This window comes from Xanthomonas cannabis (assembly GCF_040616535.1).
Classification (GTDB): Bacteria; Pseudomonadota; Gammaproteobacteria; order Xanthomonadales; family Xanthomonadaceae; genus Xanthomonas; species Xanthomonas cannabis.
This window is the reverse complement of sequence record NZ_CP136580.1, coordinates 1511777-1526124: the sequence shown is the minus strand read 5'-3', so window position 1 is coordinate 1526124 and position 14348 is coordinate 1511777. Positions and strand designations below refer to the sequence as shown.

Annotated in this window: 12 protein-coding genes and 1 other RNA gene; 4 read left to right on the top strand and 9 right to left on the bottom strand. The window is 66.2% G+C overall.

What is annotated here, in order from left to right:
* Positions 1-209: 209 nt before the first annotated feature.
* Positions 210-503, bottom strand: coding sequence for a hypothetical protein (locus RZV17_RS06535; protein ID WP_052077005.1), 294 nt, complete (start codon positions 501-503; stop codon positions 210-212).
* Between the two features lie 643 nt (positions 504-1146).
* Between RZV17_RS06535 and mutS the strand changes: the two genes are divergently transcribed.
* The 3 genes from mutS to katG all read left to right on the top strand — a co-directional run bounded on the left by mutS (position 1147) and on the right by katG (position 7140).
* Positions 1147-3702, top strand: coding sequence for a DNA mismatch repair protein MutS (mutS, locus tag RZV17_RS06530; protein ID WP_355609224.1), 2556 nt, complete (start codon positions 1147-1149; stop codon positions 3700-3702).
* A gap of 212 nt (positions 3703-3914) precedes the next feature.
* Positions 3915-4529: a DUF937 domain-containing protein gene (locus RZV17_RS06525; RefSeq protein WP_047694285.1), complete on the top strand. Its 615-nt coding sequence runs from the start codon at positions 3915-3917 to the stop codon at positions 4527-4529.
* 364 nt (positions 4530-4893) lie between these two features.
* Positions 4894-7140 (top strand): catalase/peroxidase HPI, encoded by a 2247-nt coding sequence (gene katG, locus RZV17_RS06520; RefSeq protein ID WP_355608063.1) that lies wholly within the window; start codon positions 4894-4896, stop codon positions 7138-7140.
* Positions 7141-7292: 152 nt separating this feature from the next.
* On the opposite strand, the gene RZV17_RS06515 is transcribed toward katG, so the two are convergent.
* Positions 7293-7700: an RNA-binding S4 domain-containing protein gene (locus RZV17_RS06515; protein ID WP_104581022.1), complete on the bottom strand. Its 408-nt coding sequence runs from the start codon at positions 7698-7700 to the stop codon at positions 7293-7295.
* Positions 7701-8395: 695 nt separating this feature from the next.
* On the opposite strand from RZV17_RS06515, the gene RZV17_RS06510 reads away from it, so the two are divergent.
* Positions 8396-9883 carry an MATE family efflux transporter gene (locus RZV17_RS06510; RefSeq protein WP_355608059.1) on the top strand — a complete coding sequence of 496 codons (1488 nt, stop codon included), beginning with the start codon at positions 8396-8398 and terminating at the stop codon, positions 9881-9883.
* Positions 9884-9979: 96 nt separating this feature from the next.
* On the opposite strand, the gene RZV17_RS06505 is transcribed toward RZV17_RS06510, so the two are convergent.
* The 7 genes from RZV17_RS06505 to RZV17_RS06475 all read right to left on the bottom strand — a co-directional run bounded on the left by RZV17_RS06505 (position 9980) and on the right by RZV17_RS06475 (position 14309).
* Positions 9980-10057: non-coding RNA, sX9 sRNA (locus RZV17_RS06505), on the bottom strand.
* A gap of 105 nt (positions 10058-10162) precedes the next feature.
* Entirely contained in the window at positions 10163-10570 is a 408-nt protein-coding gene (gene rplS, locus RZV17_RS06500; protein ID WP_005989873.1) for a 50S ribosomal protein L19, read from the bottom strand.
* Between the two features lie 144 nt (positions 10571-10714).
* Positions 10715-11473 carry a tRNA (guanosine(37)-N1)-methyltransferase TrmD gene (trmD, locus tag RZV17_RS06495; RefSeq protein WP_039566185.1) on the bottom strand — a complete coding sequence of 253 codons (759 nt, stop codon included), beginning with the start codon at positions 11471-11473 and terminating at the stop codon, positions 10715-10717.
* A gap of 63 nt (positions 11474-11536) precedes the next feature.
* A complete protein-coding gene (gene rimM / locus RZV17_RS06490) occupies positions 11537-12049 on the bottom strand; it encodes a ribosome maturation factor RimM (RefSeq protein WP_184386865.1) in 513 nt (170 codons plus the stop codon).
* A 41-nt stretch (positions 12050-12090) separates the two neighbouring features.
* The gene (gene rpsP / locus RZV17_RS06485) at positions 12091-12351 is read right to left on the bottom strand and encodes a 30S ribosomal protein S16 (protein WP_039414145.1); all 261 of its coding nucleotides are present in this window, start codon (positions 12349-12351) and stop codon (positions 12091-12093) included.
* Between the two features lie 99 nt (positions 12352-12450).
* Positions 12451-13248 (bottom strand): aminotransferase class IV family protein, encoded by a 798-nt coding sequence (locus tag RZV17_RS06480; RefSeq protein WP_355608054.1) that lies wholly within the window; start codon positions 13246-13248, stop codon positions 12451-12453.
* A complete protein-coding gene (locus RZV17_RS06475; protein ID WP_355608051.1) occupies positions 13239-14309 on the bottom strand; it encodes a nitronate monooxygenase in 1071 nt (356 codons plus the stop codon). Before RZV17_RS06475 ends, RZV17_RS06480 begins: the two co-directional genes overlap by 10 nt.
* Positions 14310-14348 lie beyond the last annotated feature (39 nt).

Genomic DNA, 14348 nt, shown 5'->3' with positions numbered 1-14348 from the left:
CGGGGGAAGGTGCCCGAAGGGCGGATGGGGGGCGTCTGACCTTCAGCCCGATGCCTCTGGCCAGCTTGGTGGGCCGGAGATGCGCCAACGGACTTCAGGAATATTGCCGCTTGTGCAGCGCTCTCATCATCGAAGCACGCACGCCTTGAAGGCGCGCACCGCACATCGACTCTTTGGTTGCCGGCAAGAACGCGCGATCGCGCCTCCGTTTATTCCAGATCCACATCGCGCGGAAAATAGCGGCGAAACTTTTCTTCCCAGGCCTGGAATTGGTCCAGCGTGTAGCCATCCATCGGCCGCTCCACCGCAGCGGCGGCCTTGTTCTGTGCAACGACGGCAATCCGCTGAGACGACAGCTCGTCCCATGCCTTTCTCAAGGCGACCGGATCCGGATGCGAGACCAGCATGGCCTCCAGCAGCGTGGCCTGCGCAACGCGCGCGGCCAGCAGGTCGCTGAGCGCGTCGGTGACGGCCTGCATCCATTCCTGATGTCGGTTATCCATGCGGCGTGTCGTACGTGATGAGTGGCTGGGCACTCTATCCCCGCCGCCGCCACGGCGATGTGGAGTGGCTCGGCCCTGGATCCTGAGCGGCACCTGCCAAGACAGGCGAAGGCCTTCAGCATGATAACGGCAAGGCTGATCAGCACCGTCGGACGTCATCTCAACAGGGGGCATGACCTCCAGCCGCCACGCAGCCTGAATCCGAGGCCCGATGCAGCATGTCGCAAGACGCCAACAAACCGCCGCCGCCTCGGCTGGTACCTCTGTCATCAGCGGTGATCGGCTTGCTTACAGCGTCACCGCCGGCCGCGCCCCCTGCCTGCGATGAAGCAGATCGCTCGGCATCGCCACCGCTGCGCCGGGCCGGGCAGAAGCGCGTCGCCCCCGCAACAACTGAGCCGCCGGCGCATGGGCAAGCGCCCGGATCGCGATCCCGGGCGGCTCGGCTTAAACTTGCACGCCGCCGTTGACCCAGCCAGCTCAGCCGCCGCGCGGAGCGCCCGGCCACACGCCTGCCACCGGCACCGCGGGTCACCACCTGCCCGCCCCTCACCGCGCCAGATTCCGGAAGACGTAATTGCAAACCACCGACACCAAAGACAAAGCCAAGCAAGGCACGGGAACCCCCGAGCACACGCCGCTGATGAAGCAGTTCTTCGCCGCCAAGTCAGACTACCCCGACCTGCTGCTGTTCTTCCGCATGGGCGATTTCTACGAGCTGTTCTACGACGATGCGCGCAAGGCGGCGCGCCTGCTGGATATCACCCTGACCCAGCGCGGCAACTCCGGTGGTGCACCGATTCCGATGGCGGGTGTGCCGGTGCATGCGTATGAAGGCTACCTGGCGCGGCTGGTCGCGTTGGGCGAGTCGGTGGCAATCTGCGAGCAGATCGGCGACCCGGCGCTGGCCAAGGGGCTGGTCGAGCGCAAGGTGGTGCGTATCGTCACGCCCGGTACGGTCACCGACGAGGCGCTGCTGGACGAGCGCCGCGACACCTTGTTGATGGCGATTTCGCGCAGCAAGCAGGGCTACGGCCTGGCCTGGGCCGATCTGGCCGGCGGGCGCTTCCTGGTCAACGAAGTGGACAGCGTGGATGCGTTGGAAGCTGAGATCGCGCGCCTGGAGCCGGCCGAGCTGCTGGTGCCCGATGAAGACAACTGGCCGGAATTCCTGCGCGGGCGTATCGGTGTGCGGCGGCGGCCGCCGTGGCTGTTTGATGCCGACAGTGGCCGGCGCCAGTTGCTGGCGTTCTTCAAGTTGCACGATTTGTCCGGCTTCGGCATCGACGACAAGCCCTGCGCCACCGCTGCGGCCGGCGCCTTGCTGGGGTATGTCGAAGAGACCCAGAAACAGCGGCTGCCGCACCTGACCTCCATTGCGATGGAAGTGGCCAGCGAAGCGATTTCGATGAACGCGGCCACGCGCCGGCATCTGGAGCTGGATACGCGCGTCGATGGCGACACCCGCAATACCTTGCTCGGCGTCCTGGACAGCACGGTCACGCCGATGGGCGGGCGCCTGCTGCGACGTTGGCTACACCGTCCGCTGCGCCTGCGCGAAGTGCTGGTACAGCGCCACCACGCGGTCGGCACCCTGATCGACGCGGGCGCCGATGTCGACGTGCGCGAGGCCTTCCGCGCACTAGGCGACCTGGAACGCATCCTTACCCGCGTGGCGTTGCGTTCGGCGCGCCCGCGCGACTTTTCCACCCTGCGCGATGGCCTGGCACTGTTGCCGAAGGTGCGCGCGATCCTGGCACCGCTGGATTCGCCGCGACTGCAGACCTTGTTTGCCGAACTCGGCGAGCACGATGCCACCGCGCATCTGTTGATCAGCGCCGTGGCCGAGCAACCCCCGCTCAAGCTCAGCGACGGCGGCGTCATCGCCACCGGTTACGACGCCGATCTGGATGAGCTGCGCCGCCTGTCCACCAATGCCGATCAATTCCTGATCGACCTGGAACAACGCGAACGCGCCAGCAGCGGCATTGCCACGCTCAAGGTCGGCTACAACCGCGTGCACGGCTACTACATCGAGATCAGCAAGGGCCAGGCGGAAAAGGCGCCGTTGCACTACAGCCGCCGGCAGACGCTGACCAATGCCGAGCGCTACATCACCGAAGAACTCAAGAGCTTCGAAGACAAGGTGCTGTCCGCGCGCGAGCGTTCGCTATCGCGCGAAAAACTGCTGTACGAAGGCCTGCTGGATGCGCTCGGCACCGAGCTGGAAGGCCTCAAGCGCTGCGCCGGTGCATTGAGCGAACTGGATGTGCTGGCCGCGTTCGCCGAACGCGCGCAGGCACTGGACTGGTCGCAGCCGGAGCTGGACAGCGCGCCGTGCCTGCGCATCGAACGCGGCCGTCACCCGGTGGTGGAAGCGGTGCGCGACCAACCGTTCGAGCCCAACGATCTGGAGCTGCACGCCGACCGCCGCATGCTGGTCATCACCGGCCCGAACATGGGCGGTAAGTCGACCTACATGCGGCAGAACGCCTTGATCGTGCTGTTGGCGCATATCGGCAGCTACGTGCCTGCCAGCCGCGCGGTGATCGGGCCAATCGACCGCATCCTCACCCGCATTGGTGCCGGCGACGACCTGGCACGCGGGCAATCCACCTTCATGGTGGAAATGGCCGAAACCAGCTACATCCTGCATCACGCCACCCCGCACTCGCTGGTGCTGATGGACGAGATCGGCCGCGGCACCTCCACCTATGATGGCCTGGCGCTGGCCGACGCGGTGGCGCGCCACCTGGCGCATACCAATCGCTGCTACACGCTGTTTGCCACGCATTATTTCGAACTCACCGCGCTGGCCGACGAATCGCATGCCGGCGGGGCCAGCGGTATTGCGAATGTGCATCTGGACGCGGTCGAACACGGCGAGCGCCTGGTGTTCATGCATGCGGTCAAGGATGGGCCGGCCAATCGCAGCTTTGGCTTGCAGGTGGCCGCGTTGGCCGGACTGCCGAAGGCGGCAGTCACCCAGGCGCGACGTCGCCTGGCAGAGCTGGAACAACGCGGCGGCGAAAGCCATAGCGCGCAGATGGCGCCGGCCGCGCTGGATGCGCCGCAACAGTTCGGGCTGTTCACCGCGCCCTCTTCCGCCGCGCAGGAAGCGCTGCAGGCTCTGGATCCGGACGAGCTCACGCCCAAGCAGGCGCTGGAGGCCTTGTATCGGTTGAAGGCGTTGATTTGAGGTGCCGGGATTGGGGAGTCGGGATTTGGGATTTGTAAGAGCGGAGCTGCATGGCTGATGCTTGCTGCGCTTGCGGATGCAACGCGCTGCAGGAATCGATGGCCGCAGAAGTGCAGTGCGTAACGGCTGACCTGCCGCGATGCCGCATGGATTGCTCTGTCGGCGCGACGGGCGCACCCTGCGGCAACGCTTCGTCCAACAGGAACCTTCCGATGACCACGTCCGCCTCATTGACCGATCAGCTCGCCGCGCAGTTGCAGGGCCCGCAGCTGCAGCAACTCGCCGGCCGCCTGGGCATTGCGTCCGAGCAGGCGCAATCGGCCGTGCAGACCGCGCTGCCGCTGTTGATGGGCGCGCTGGGCCGCAATAGCCAGCAGGCCGGCGGCACCGATGCCTTGCTGGGCGCCCTGCAACGCGACCACGCCGCCAGCCCGGACATCGGTAGCCTGCTGGGTTCGCTGCTGGGCGGTTCGGCCAGCGGCGCGTCGGCCAATGGCGCCGGGATCGTCGGCCATCTGTTCGGCGACAAGGCGCCACAGGCCGCTGCCGGGCTGGGCCAGGCCACCGGGCTGGAAACCAGCAAGGCCAGCCAGCTGCTGCAGCTGCTCGCTCCCATCGTGATGGCATATCTGGCCAAGCGCTTTCTGGGCGGCGATACCGCGGCCGCCGGCCAGCTCGGCCCCGCGCTGGCCCAGGAACATCAGCAGGTGCGCACCAACGCCGGCGCCGGTGGCCTGTTGACCAGCGTGCTGGATCAGGACGGCGATGGCCAGCTCGGCCTGGGCGATGTCATGAAGCTGGGCGGCAGCCTATTCGGCAAGCGCTGAGCGACCCGTAGCCGCTGGGCACGCCGGACGAGCACCGGCGTGCTATCCATAGCAATACGCTATCGATATGTTCGAATAATTCGAATTCACCAAATGATCGATGCGCTTTATCGTGTGCGAACGTCGCCATGATGAGTCCGCCTGATGCGCCTGCCCGCCCATTGCCTTTCCCGTCAGCCAGGCGGTTTCGACTGCCACAAGCAGGCGCTAGCATCGGCGGGTCCGCCAGCGGCCGGGCGACTGTTTCCCTGTCGTGATCATCAATGACCACGACAAGGGCGCTGCCGTCCACCTCGATTCCACCAGCACGTGCCGGCATACCGGCACGCCGCTCCCCAAGTGCTCACGCACACAGGTAAATCCCATGACCACCGAAGCAAAGTGCCCGTTCAACCACGCTGTCGTCGGTACCGGTACCACCAACCGTGACTGGTGGCCCAAGCAACTGCGCGTGGATCTGCTGAGCCAGCATTCGAACAAGTCCAACCCGCTGGGCGAGACGTTCAATTACGCCGAGGCCTTCAAGCGCATCGACCTGCAGGCGCTCAAGCAGGAACTGTGTGCGCTGATGACCGACTCGCAGGACTGGTGGCCGGCCGACTTCGGCCATTACGGTCCGCTGTTCGTGCGCATGGCCTGGCATAGCGCCGGCACCTACCGCATCGGCGACGGACGTGGTGGCGGCGGCCGTGGTCAGCAGCGGTTTGCGCCGCTCAACAGCTGGCCGGACAACGTCAGCCTGGACAAGGCGCGCCGGCTGCTGTGGCCGATCAAGCAGAAGTATGGCCAGGCCATTTCCTGGGCCGACCTGATGATTCTTACCGGCAACGTCGCGCTGGAGTCGATGGGCTTCAAGACGTTCGGCTTTGCCGGCGGCCGCGAAGACACCTGGGAACCCGACCAGGACCTGTATTGGGGTCGCGAGACCAAGTGGCTGGGTGGCGACGACCGCTATTCGCGCGGCTCGCCCGGTGTAGACGAAGCGCACGGCGTGCTGGTCAAGGACGACGACAGCGAAGTGCCGCACACGCGCGATCTGGAAAACCCGCTGGCCGCCGTGCAGATGGGCCTGATCTACGTCAACCCGGAAGGTCCGGACGGCAACCCCGACCCGATCGCTGCCGCGCGCGACATCCGCGACACCTTCGCGCGCATGGCCATGAACGACGAAGAGACCGTGGCCCTGATCGCCGGTGGCCACACCTTCGGCAAGACCCACGGTGCCGGCCCGGCCGACAACGTCGGCGCCGAACCGGAAGCCGGCGAACTGGAAAGCCAGGGCCTGGGCTGGCACAACCGCTACGGCAGCGGCAAGGGCGCCGACACCATCACCAGCGGCCTGGAAGTGACCTGGACCACCACCCCGGCGCAGTGGAGCAACGATTTCTTCGACCACCTGTTCAAGTTCGAGTGGGAGCTGGGCAAGAGCCCGGCCGGCGCGCACCAGTGGGTGGCCAAGAACGCCGAGGCCATCATCCCCGATGCGCACGACGCATCGAAGAAGCACCGCCCGACCATGCTGACCACCGACCTGGCACTGCGTTTCGACCCTGCGTACGAAGCCATCTCGCGGCGTTTCCATCAGCACCCGGAGCAGTTTGCCGACGCCTTCGCACGCGCCTGGTTCAAGCTCACCCACCGCGACATGGGTCCGCGCTCGCGCTACCTGGGCCCGGACGTGCCGGCCGAAGAATTGCTGTGGCAGGACCCGGTACCGGCGGTGGACCACGCGTTGGTCGACGCGCAGGATGCGGCCGCATTGAAGCAGACCATCCTGGCCTCGGGCCTGAGCGTGGCGCAGCTGGTGTCCACCGCGTGGGCCTCGGCCTCCACCTTCCGTGGCTCGGACAAGCGCGGCGGTGCCAACGGCGCCCGCATCCGCCTGGCACCGCAGAAGGACTGGCAGGCCAACCAGCCTGAGCAGCTGGCCAAGGTGCTGGCCACGCTGGAGCGCATCCAGGCCGACTTCAACGCCGCGCAATCGGGCGGCAAGAAGATCTCGCTCGCCGACCTGATCGTGCTGGCCGGCAACGCCGCGGTGGAACACGCGGCGCAGGCCGCCGGCCACAGTGTCACGGTGCCGTTCGCACCGGGCCGCACCGATGCCTCGCAGGAGCAGACCGATGTCGAGTCGTTTGCCGTGCTCGAACCGGTGGCCGATGGCTTCCGCAATTTCGCCAAACGCAACTACGCGGTGCCGGCCGAAGCGTTGCTGATCGACAAGGCGCAGCTGCTTACCCTCACCGCACCGGAGTTGACCGTGCTGGTCGGCGGCCTGCGCGTGCTGGGCGCCAATGCCGGCGACACCCAGCATGGCGTCTTCACCACCCGTCCCGGCGTGTTGAGCAACGACTTCTTCGCCAACCTGCTCGACATGCGCACCGAGTGGAAGGCGACCTCCGAAGCGAAGGACCTCTACGAAGGCCGCGACCGCGCCACCGGCGAGCTCAAGTGGACCGGCACGCGCGTGGATCTGGTGTTCGGCTCCAACTCCATCCTGCGTGCAGTGGCCGAGGTCTATGCAAGCGGCGATGCGCAGCAGAAGTTCGTGCACGACTTCGTCGCCGCCTGGACCAGGGTGATGCAGCTGGATCGGTTCGATCTGGCGTAAACCGCTGGATCGTTCGGCCTGATTCAGGCCCTGGCAACCAGACAATGCCCCGGACAACCGGGGCATTCCTTTTTTGCGCGACTTCCCGATTGCAGCGGCCATGTGTCGCCGTGCGGACCCATCGGGCACGGCAGGGATAAGGTGCCAGACCGCTAGAGCGCGTCGATATCGCCCAATGCAGTGATCAAGCGGCGTGCGCGCTTGTCGGGCTTGCCCTCCGGCGCGCGGTAACCGGTGCGTTCGGCAGCACGTTGCAGCCGCCACTGTGCACGCGCCTCGCGCGATGCCTCGCCCTCCACGTACAGGGCCTGCGCCACCGGCGCCGGTCCGCGTACGTCGCTGAGCCCGGCCACCGTGATCTCGAAGATTTCACCGCCCCGGTCGATACGCAGATGCTCGCCGCAGCGCAGGCTGCGCGAGGGCTTGGGGCGCTGCCCGCCCACGTCCACCTTGCCGGTGTCGACCGCGTTTTTGGCCAGGCTGCGCGTCTTGAAAAAGCGCGCGGCCCACAGCCACACGTCCAGCCTGACTGTCGTGCCCTGTTCCAGCTCCGGATTCATGCGTCTTGCTGTCTCGCTCTGCCTGGTAACCGATGTTTGGGCAGCCACCCGGAACTCAAGCTGGGCCGTCGCCGCGGCCATCTGGGTCGATCGCCAGTTCGATGCTGGACGCTCGCCCCCATCCGCCCTACGGGCACCTTCCCCGCAGGCGGGAGAAGGAAGGACTGCCAGCGCGGTACAGATCACACAAGCCCATTACGGTTCAAACAACACACCGCAGTTCAAACAAGTCCATTACGGTTCAAACAACGCACTGCAGTTCAAATAAGCCCATTACAGTTCAACAACGCACTGCAGTTCAAACAAGCCTATGACAGTTCAACAACGCGCTGCAATTCAAACAACCCCATTACGGTTCAAGCAACGCACCGCAGTTCAGACACCCCCATTACGGTTCAAGCAACGCACCGCAGTTCAGACAAGCCCATTACGGTTCAATCAACGCACTGCAGTTCAAACAAGCGCTCGGCCACACCCCTTCTCCCGCCTGCGGGAGAAGGTGGCGCGCAGCGCCGGATGAGGGCCACCGCGGCTGCGCAGCTGAGAGAAGCAGCACAGCCCCCCGGCCAAGGCTGCATCGCTGGCGGTAAATGTGGAGCTCCCCCAACCGAAGTGCGTACGCAACGCGAGCACTGCACTGGATCTCACCCGCGCAATGCTAGGGTGCGCAACGTCCGCATACCGATACAACCGCGATGCCCAAATCCGCTGTCCTGACCGAAGGCCCGATCGGCAAGAACCTGCTGCTCTTCGCACTGCCGATCATGGCGGGCAATATCGCCCAGTCGCTCAACGGCTCGGTCAACGCGATCTGGATCGGCCGCTACCTCGGCGAAGAGGCGCTGACCGCGGCAGCCAACGCCAACAGCATCATGTTCTTCCTGATCGGATCGGTCTTCGGTATCGGCATGGCGTCCACCATCCTGATCGGCCAGGCAATGGGCGCGCGCAACATTGCCCAGGCCCGCAAGGTCATGGGCACCAGTGCCAGCTTCTTTGGCGGACTGTCGGCGCTGATCGCCGTGCTGGGCTGGTTCCTGGCGCCGCATCTGCTTACCGCGATGGGTACGCCCGCCGCCTCGCAGACGCTGGCCGAGGAGTATCTGCGCGTGATCTTCCTGGCGATGCCGACGCTGTATCTGTTCGCCTTTCTATCGGCGGCCCTGCGCGGCACCGGCGATGCACGCACGCCGTTCCGGTTCCTGTTGCTGTCGGTGCTGCTGGATATCGTGTTCAACCCGTTGCTGCTGTTCGGCATCGGCCCGTTTCCGGCGCTGGGCATTGCCGGTGCGGCCTGGGCCACGCTGATCGCACAGGTGGTCGCATTGGCCGGCCTGCTGATCTATCTGCGGCACAAAAAACATGTGCTGTGGCTGGGACGACGCGACCTGCATCTGTTCCGGATCGATGCTGCCATCCTGCGCGCGCTCGTCGTCAAGGGCGTACCGATGGGCCTGCAGATGGTGATGATCTCGCTGGCGATGATTGCGATGCTGTCGCTGGTCAACGGCTTCGGCACCGACACCGCCGCCGCGTTCGGTGCGGGGCTGCAGCTGTGGAACTACGTACAGATGCCGGCAATGGCGGTCGGCGCCGCCTGTTCGACCATGGCTGCCCAGAACGTGGGTGCCGGCCTGTGGTCGCGGGTGGATGCCGTCGCCCGTACCGGCATCACCGCCAACTTCCTGATGACGGGCCTGCTGATCGTGCTGTTGATCCTGTTCGACCGCTGGACCCTGGCCCTGTTCCTGCCCGAAGGCAGCGCCACCCTGGAGATCGCGCGGCATCTCAACCACATCGCGATCTGGTCGTTCCTGTTGTTTGGCGTCAGCTTTGTGGTGTCGGGCGTGGTGCGCTCCACCGGTGCAGTGATCCCACCGCTGTTGATTCTGGCGTTTTCGCTGTGGGGCGTACGCGTGCCTCTCGCAAATATCCTGCTGCCGCATCTGGGCGCAGACGCGGTGTGGTGGAGCTTCCCGATCAGTTCGACCTGTTCGATGCTGCTGTCGCTGGCGTACTACCGCTGGGGCGGCTGGCGCAAGGCGCGCATGCTGACCACGCCGAACCACCCTTCCGTACTGGCAGCGGCAGCCGAGGTACCCGCACATCCGGCATCGCCGGTTGCCGACCCCGCCCCCATTGCCGAGCCGATCACCGAGCCAACCCGGACACGCTCGCGCTGATGCGTGCACGCTGATCCGCGCATGCCGACCGCAGCCAAGCCACGTGATCGATGGCGATGCGCTGCATTGACCGGCCTCGAGCTGCGACTTGAGAACGGCTAACAAGACGTAGCGCGCGGTTGTCAGGTGGCTGCGGGCATCGCGGCCAGAACCGCAGTGCGCGAGTGGCACCATGCCGATTTCGAGCGCTGTCGCCATTCCGGTTCCACAAACGCAAACGGCCGCCCAAGGGCGGCCGTTTGGCAGTGGCAGATCGATGAGACCTGCCAGCAGTGTGGCTTACTCGGCCTTGGCAGCAGCCTGGCGAGCGGCCTTGGCCTGCGCAGCGGCGGCCAGATCTTCCTTGATGCGGGCAGCCTTGCCTTCCAGGCCACGCAGGTAGTACAGCTTGCCGGCGCGGACCTTACCGCGGCGCTTCACTTCGACCGAGTCGATGATGGCGCTGTGGGTCTGGAACACGCGCTCAACGCCGAAACCGTGCGAGATCTTGCGCACGGTGAAGGCGGAGTTCAGGCCGGCATTCTTGGTACCGATCACCACGCCCTCATAGGCCTGCACGCGCTCGCGGTTGCCTTCCTTCACCTTGACGTTCACCACAACGGTGTCGCCCTGGTTGAATTCCGGCAGCTTGCGCTGAATCTGGGCGGCTTCGAAGTCAGCCAGGATGGTCTTGTTGAGTTTGCTCATGGTGGGCACCGCGTGTCTGGTGATATTGGACCGGCAGTCGCCGCACGGCGATTGCTCGAGGTTCGTAAGAGGGCCAGACGCAAGGCTGGCCAGCAAGCCGCATATTGTACCCCAATCAATTCTTCAAGGGCTAGGGGTGCGCCCTTATTTCTCGTCGCCCCGGGTGAGTTCGCGGCGAAACTCCTCCAGGAGACGACGATCGTGCTTGTCCAGGCCTGCCTCGTCCAGCAGATCGGGACGACGCAGCCAGGTCCGGCCCAGCGACTGCTGCCGGCGCCAGCGCGCAATCGCGCCATGGTTGCCCGAGCGCAATACCTCGGGCACATCGCCCCAGGCATGCGCCGACGGGTGGCTGTAGTGCGGGCAGTCCAGCAGGCCTTGCGGGCCTTCGAAACTGTCCTGCGCGGCAGACTCGGCGTCGTTCAACACGCCGTCCTGCAGCCGCGTCACCACATCCACAAGGACTGCAGCGCCCAACTCGCCACCGGACAACACGTAGTCGCCGATGGAGATTTCCATATCCACCGCGTTGGCCAGGAAACGCTCGTCCACCCCTTCATAGCGCCCGCACAGCAAGACCATGCGCGGCAACTGCGCCAGCTCGCGCGCGAGGGGCTGGGTGAGCGGACGTCCCTGCGGGCTGAGATAGATCACCGGCGCCGGTCGCGCGTCGGCGGCCTGCACCGCCTCCAGACAGGCCCGCAATGGCTCGATCAGCATCACCATGCCGGGCCCGCCACCGAAGGGACGATCGTCCACGCGGCGGTAGTTGCCCTGCGCATGGTCGCGCGGATTCCAGCCCTGCAGGTCCAGCAGACCGCGCTCCTGCGCCCGCCCGACCACGCCGAACGCCGCGCACTGCGCGATGAACTCCGGGAACAGGCTGATGACGTCGATGCGCACGGGAATCGGGAATCGGGAATGGAGAATGGGTAGAGCAAAAGCGGCGCCGGGGCACCGCTTCGATCAGAAATCCGGGTCCCAGTCGACCACGATCAGATTGGCCTCGAAGTCCACCGATTTGACGAACTCCGGCAGCACGAACGGAATCATCCGCTCGCGATCGCCGCGCACGACCACCACATCGTTGGAGCCGGTGGAAAACAGGTGCGACACCGTCCCGAGCTTGACGCCCTCGACGGTTTCCACCTGCAATCCTTCCAGATCCACCCAGTAGTATTCGTCGGGCTTGGGCGGCGGCAAGGCGCTGCGGGCAACGTAGATTTCGGTGCCATGCATGGCCTCGACGGTGTCGCGGTCGGTCACCTCGGGGAACACCGCGATCAGATTCTTGCCCTGATCACGTCCCCGTACGCCGCTCACGACCGACTCCTGCCCCGATGGCGTGCGCACGACCCACGGCTGATACCGGAAGATCGCACTGCGCGGTTCGGTCCAGGATTCGAGCTTCAGCTCACCCTTGACACCAAAAGCGCCGACAATCCTGCCTAACAGGATGCGGCGCTCGGTCGGCTTCATCTGTGTCGACTCTGGCCGGGCAAACACGCCCGGCCTCAAGATCAGGCCGCAGCGGCCTGGGACTTGGACGCTTCGCGGTACAGGTTACGCACCTTGTCGGTCAGCTGTGCACCGTTGCCGACCCAATGGTCGACGCGGGCGATATCGAGCACGACGCGCGGTTCGGCGCCCTGCGCAACCGGGTTGTAGTAACCCACGCGCTCGATGTTGCGGCCGTCGCGCGCGCTGCGCACGTCGGTCACGATGATGTGGTAGAACGGACGCTTCTTGGCGCCGCCGCGGGTCAGTCGAATCTTGACCATGGTGTCGTTTTCCTGAGTTGCCCAGTCGCCAGAGTGGCGCGGTAAGCCGGCGATTATAGCGGGCTCCCTCAGCGAAGCCAAGCCAGCCGGTATTTTTGCTCAGATCCCTTGCCAGGCCTGGGTTTGCAGCGCCCGCTCCAGCAGCGGCAGCTGCGCGGCAGCGGCCGACCACTGCGCCGGGCCCATGGCCACGATGGCCTGCTGCCCCCGCGCATTGCAGCTGAAACCACCGTCGAAGCTGGCGAGCTCGTCAAGGGCGACCGGGCGGGAGGTCTGCGCGATGCCGAGCGCCTGCAGTCCGGCCTGCAACAACCGCTGCTGGGTGCCGTCCAGCGCCGGCCCGGCCGGCCAGACCACCCTGCCCTGCTGCCAGAACCCGACATTCCAGAACGCCCCTTCCAGCACATGGCCCTGGGGATCGACCAACACCGCATCGTCAACGCCGGCAGCCATCGCCTGGCGACGCAGATGCAACAGCGCGAAGGTGCCGACGTGCTTGCACTGCGCCTGCTCGCGCACATGGGTGACTGCGTGCACGCGCAGCGCGGCATCGGGCAGTTGCGCAGCCGGCGATAGCGAAATCAATACGTCCAGCGCCACCTGGCGCGATGGATCGCGCAGCGCGAACGCCTGCGAAAACACGGTGATGCGCACGCTCGCATCCACGCGACCGGCACTGGCCAACGCCGCGCGCAGATACGCGCGCACCAGTGAGACATCGATCGGTGCGCCGAACAGGGCGGCACTGTCGTGTTGCAGGCGTTGCAGATGCAGATCCAGCCCGCGCACGGCGGCGTTGCGCACCTGCAGCGTCGTGAAGTGCCCGTAGTTGATCAGGGCGGCTGCGCCGAGTTGCTGCGCCGTTGCCGCCTGGCCATTACAGAAGATCAGCGACACAGCAGTGCCTGCGTCTGCTCCCACCACTGCACGACCAATTGTGCGGCCGGCTGCGCCGGCGCCATCCAGGCCGACTGGCCTGCCCAGGCCTGCATCGCCTCCAGACGGTTGTCGCGCGCCGCTGCCTGGCGCATCGCAGCGGTGAGGCCGCGCTGCACCGGATACGGCGCAGGCGGCGGCGCATCCGCAGCAGTGGCGGCGCGCACGTAAGGGGTGAGCAATGCCCGCCCCAACCGACCTGAAAACGCGCGGGTTGGCAGGGTATGTTCCGGCTCGGCGGCTGCCAATGCGTCGGCCCAGGCGCCGGGCAAGGCAGCCTCGGGCGTGCGCAGCAGACCGGTGCCGATCTGCACTGCACTGGCGCCCAGCGCCAGCGCCGCGGCAATGCCGCGCGCGTCGGCAATCCCGCCCGCGGCGATGACCGGGATCTCCAGGCCATCGACCAGCCGCGGCAGCAGGGCAAACAGCCCGGTCATCTGCTGCGCGGCGCGGCTGGCATCGAACGCGCCGCGGTGACCGCCGGCCTCGGCGCCTTGCGCGACCACGGCATCGGCCCCGGCTGCCTGCGCCGCCAGTGCTTCTTCCAGCGTGGTGGCGCAGGCGAACCAGGCGATGCCCGCATGCTTGAGGCGCGCAACCTGGCCGGGTCGGAACACACCCATGATCGATGAGGCCACCGCCGGGCACGCGTTCAGCAATGCATCGAATTGCGCGTCGAAATCGGCTGGCATTGCATCGCCTGCTGCCTCCAGCACTGGCGGCCCCCACTGCGCAAGAAACACCCGCAGGCGCGCTTCGGCAGCGGCATCGCGGACAGGCGCCGGATCGGGAATCCACAGATTGACTTGCGCAGGCCCGGCACTTGCCTCACGAAAGGCGGCCATCCACGTCACGATGTCCTGCGGCTGCGACAGCACCGCACCCATCGCGCCCATGCCACCGGCATTGGCGACCGCTGCCGACAACGGCACCGGACAGGCGCCGGCCATGGGGCTGAGCAGGATCGGCAGGCGCAGGCCGAAGCGTTGCTGGAAGGCATCGACGTTGGAGAATCTGGTCATCCACCACCTCGGCGGCCACGAGACGGAGCATGGTAACCG

Excerpts from the sequence above, each read along its gene's own strand:
- RZV17_RS06535 (WP_052077005.1), bottom strand. The coding sequence starts at position 503 with ATGGATAACCGACATCAGGAATGGATGCAGGCCGTCACCGACGCGCTC.
- mutS (WP_355609224.1), top strand. The coding sequence starts at position 1,147 with ATGAAGCAGTTCTTCGCCGCCAAGTCAGACTACCCCGACCTGCTGCTG.
- RZV17_RS06525 (WP_047694285.1), top strand. The coding sequence starts at position 3,915 with ATGACCACGTCCGCCTCATTGACCGATCAGCTCGCCGCGCAGTTGCAG.
- katG (WP_355608063.1), top strand. The coding sequence starts at position 4,894 with ATGACCACCGAAGCAAAGTGCCCGTTCAACCACGCTGTCGTCGGTACC.
- RZV17_RS06515 (WP_104581022.1), bottom strand. The coding sequence starts at position 7,700 with ATGAATCCGGAGCTGGAACAGGGCACGACAGTCAGGCTGGACGTGTGG.
- RZV17_RS06510 (WP_355608059.1), top strand. The coding sequence starts at position 8,396 with ATGCCCAAATCCGCTGTCCTGACCGAAGGCCCGATCGGCAAGAACCTG.
- rplS (WP_005989873.1), bottom strand. The coding sequence starts at position 10,570 with ATGAGCAAACTCAACAAGACCATCCTGGCTGACTTCGAAGCCGCCCAG.
- rimM (WP_184386865.1), bottom strand. The coding sequence starts at position 12,049 with ATGAAGCCGACCGAGCGCCGCATCCTGTTAGGCAGGATTGTCGGCGCT.
- rpsP (WP_039414145.1), bottom strand. The coding sequence starts at position 12,351 with ATGGTCAAGATTCGACTGACCCGCGGCGGCGCCAAGAAGCGTCCGTTC.
- RZV17_RS06475 (WP_355608051.1), bottom strand. The coding sequence starts at position 14,309 with ATGACCAGATTCTCCAACGTCGATGCCTTCCAGCAACGCTTCGGCCTG.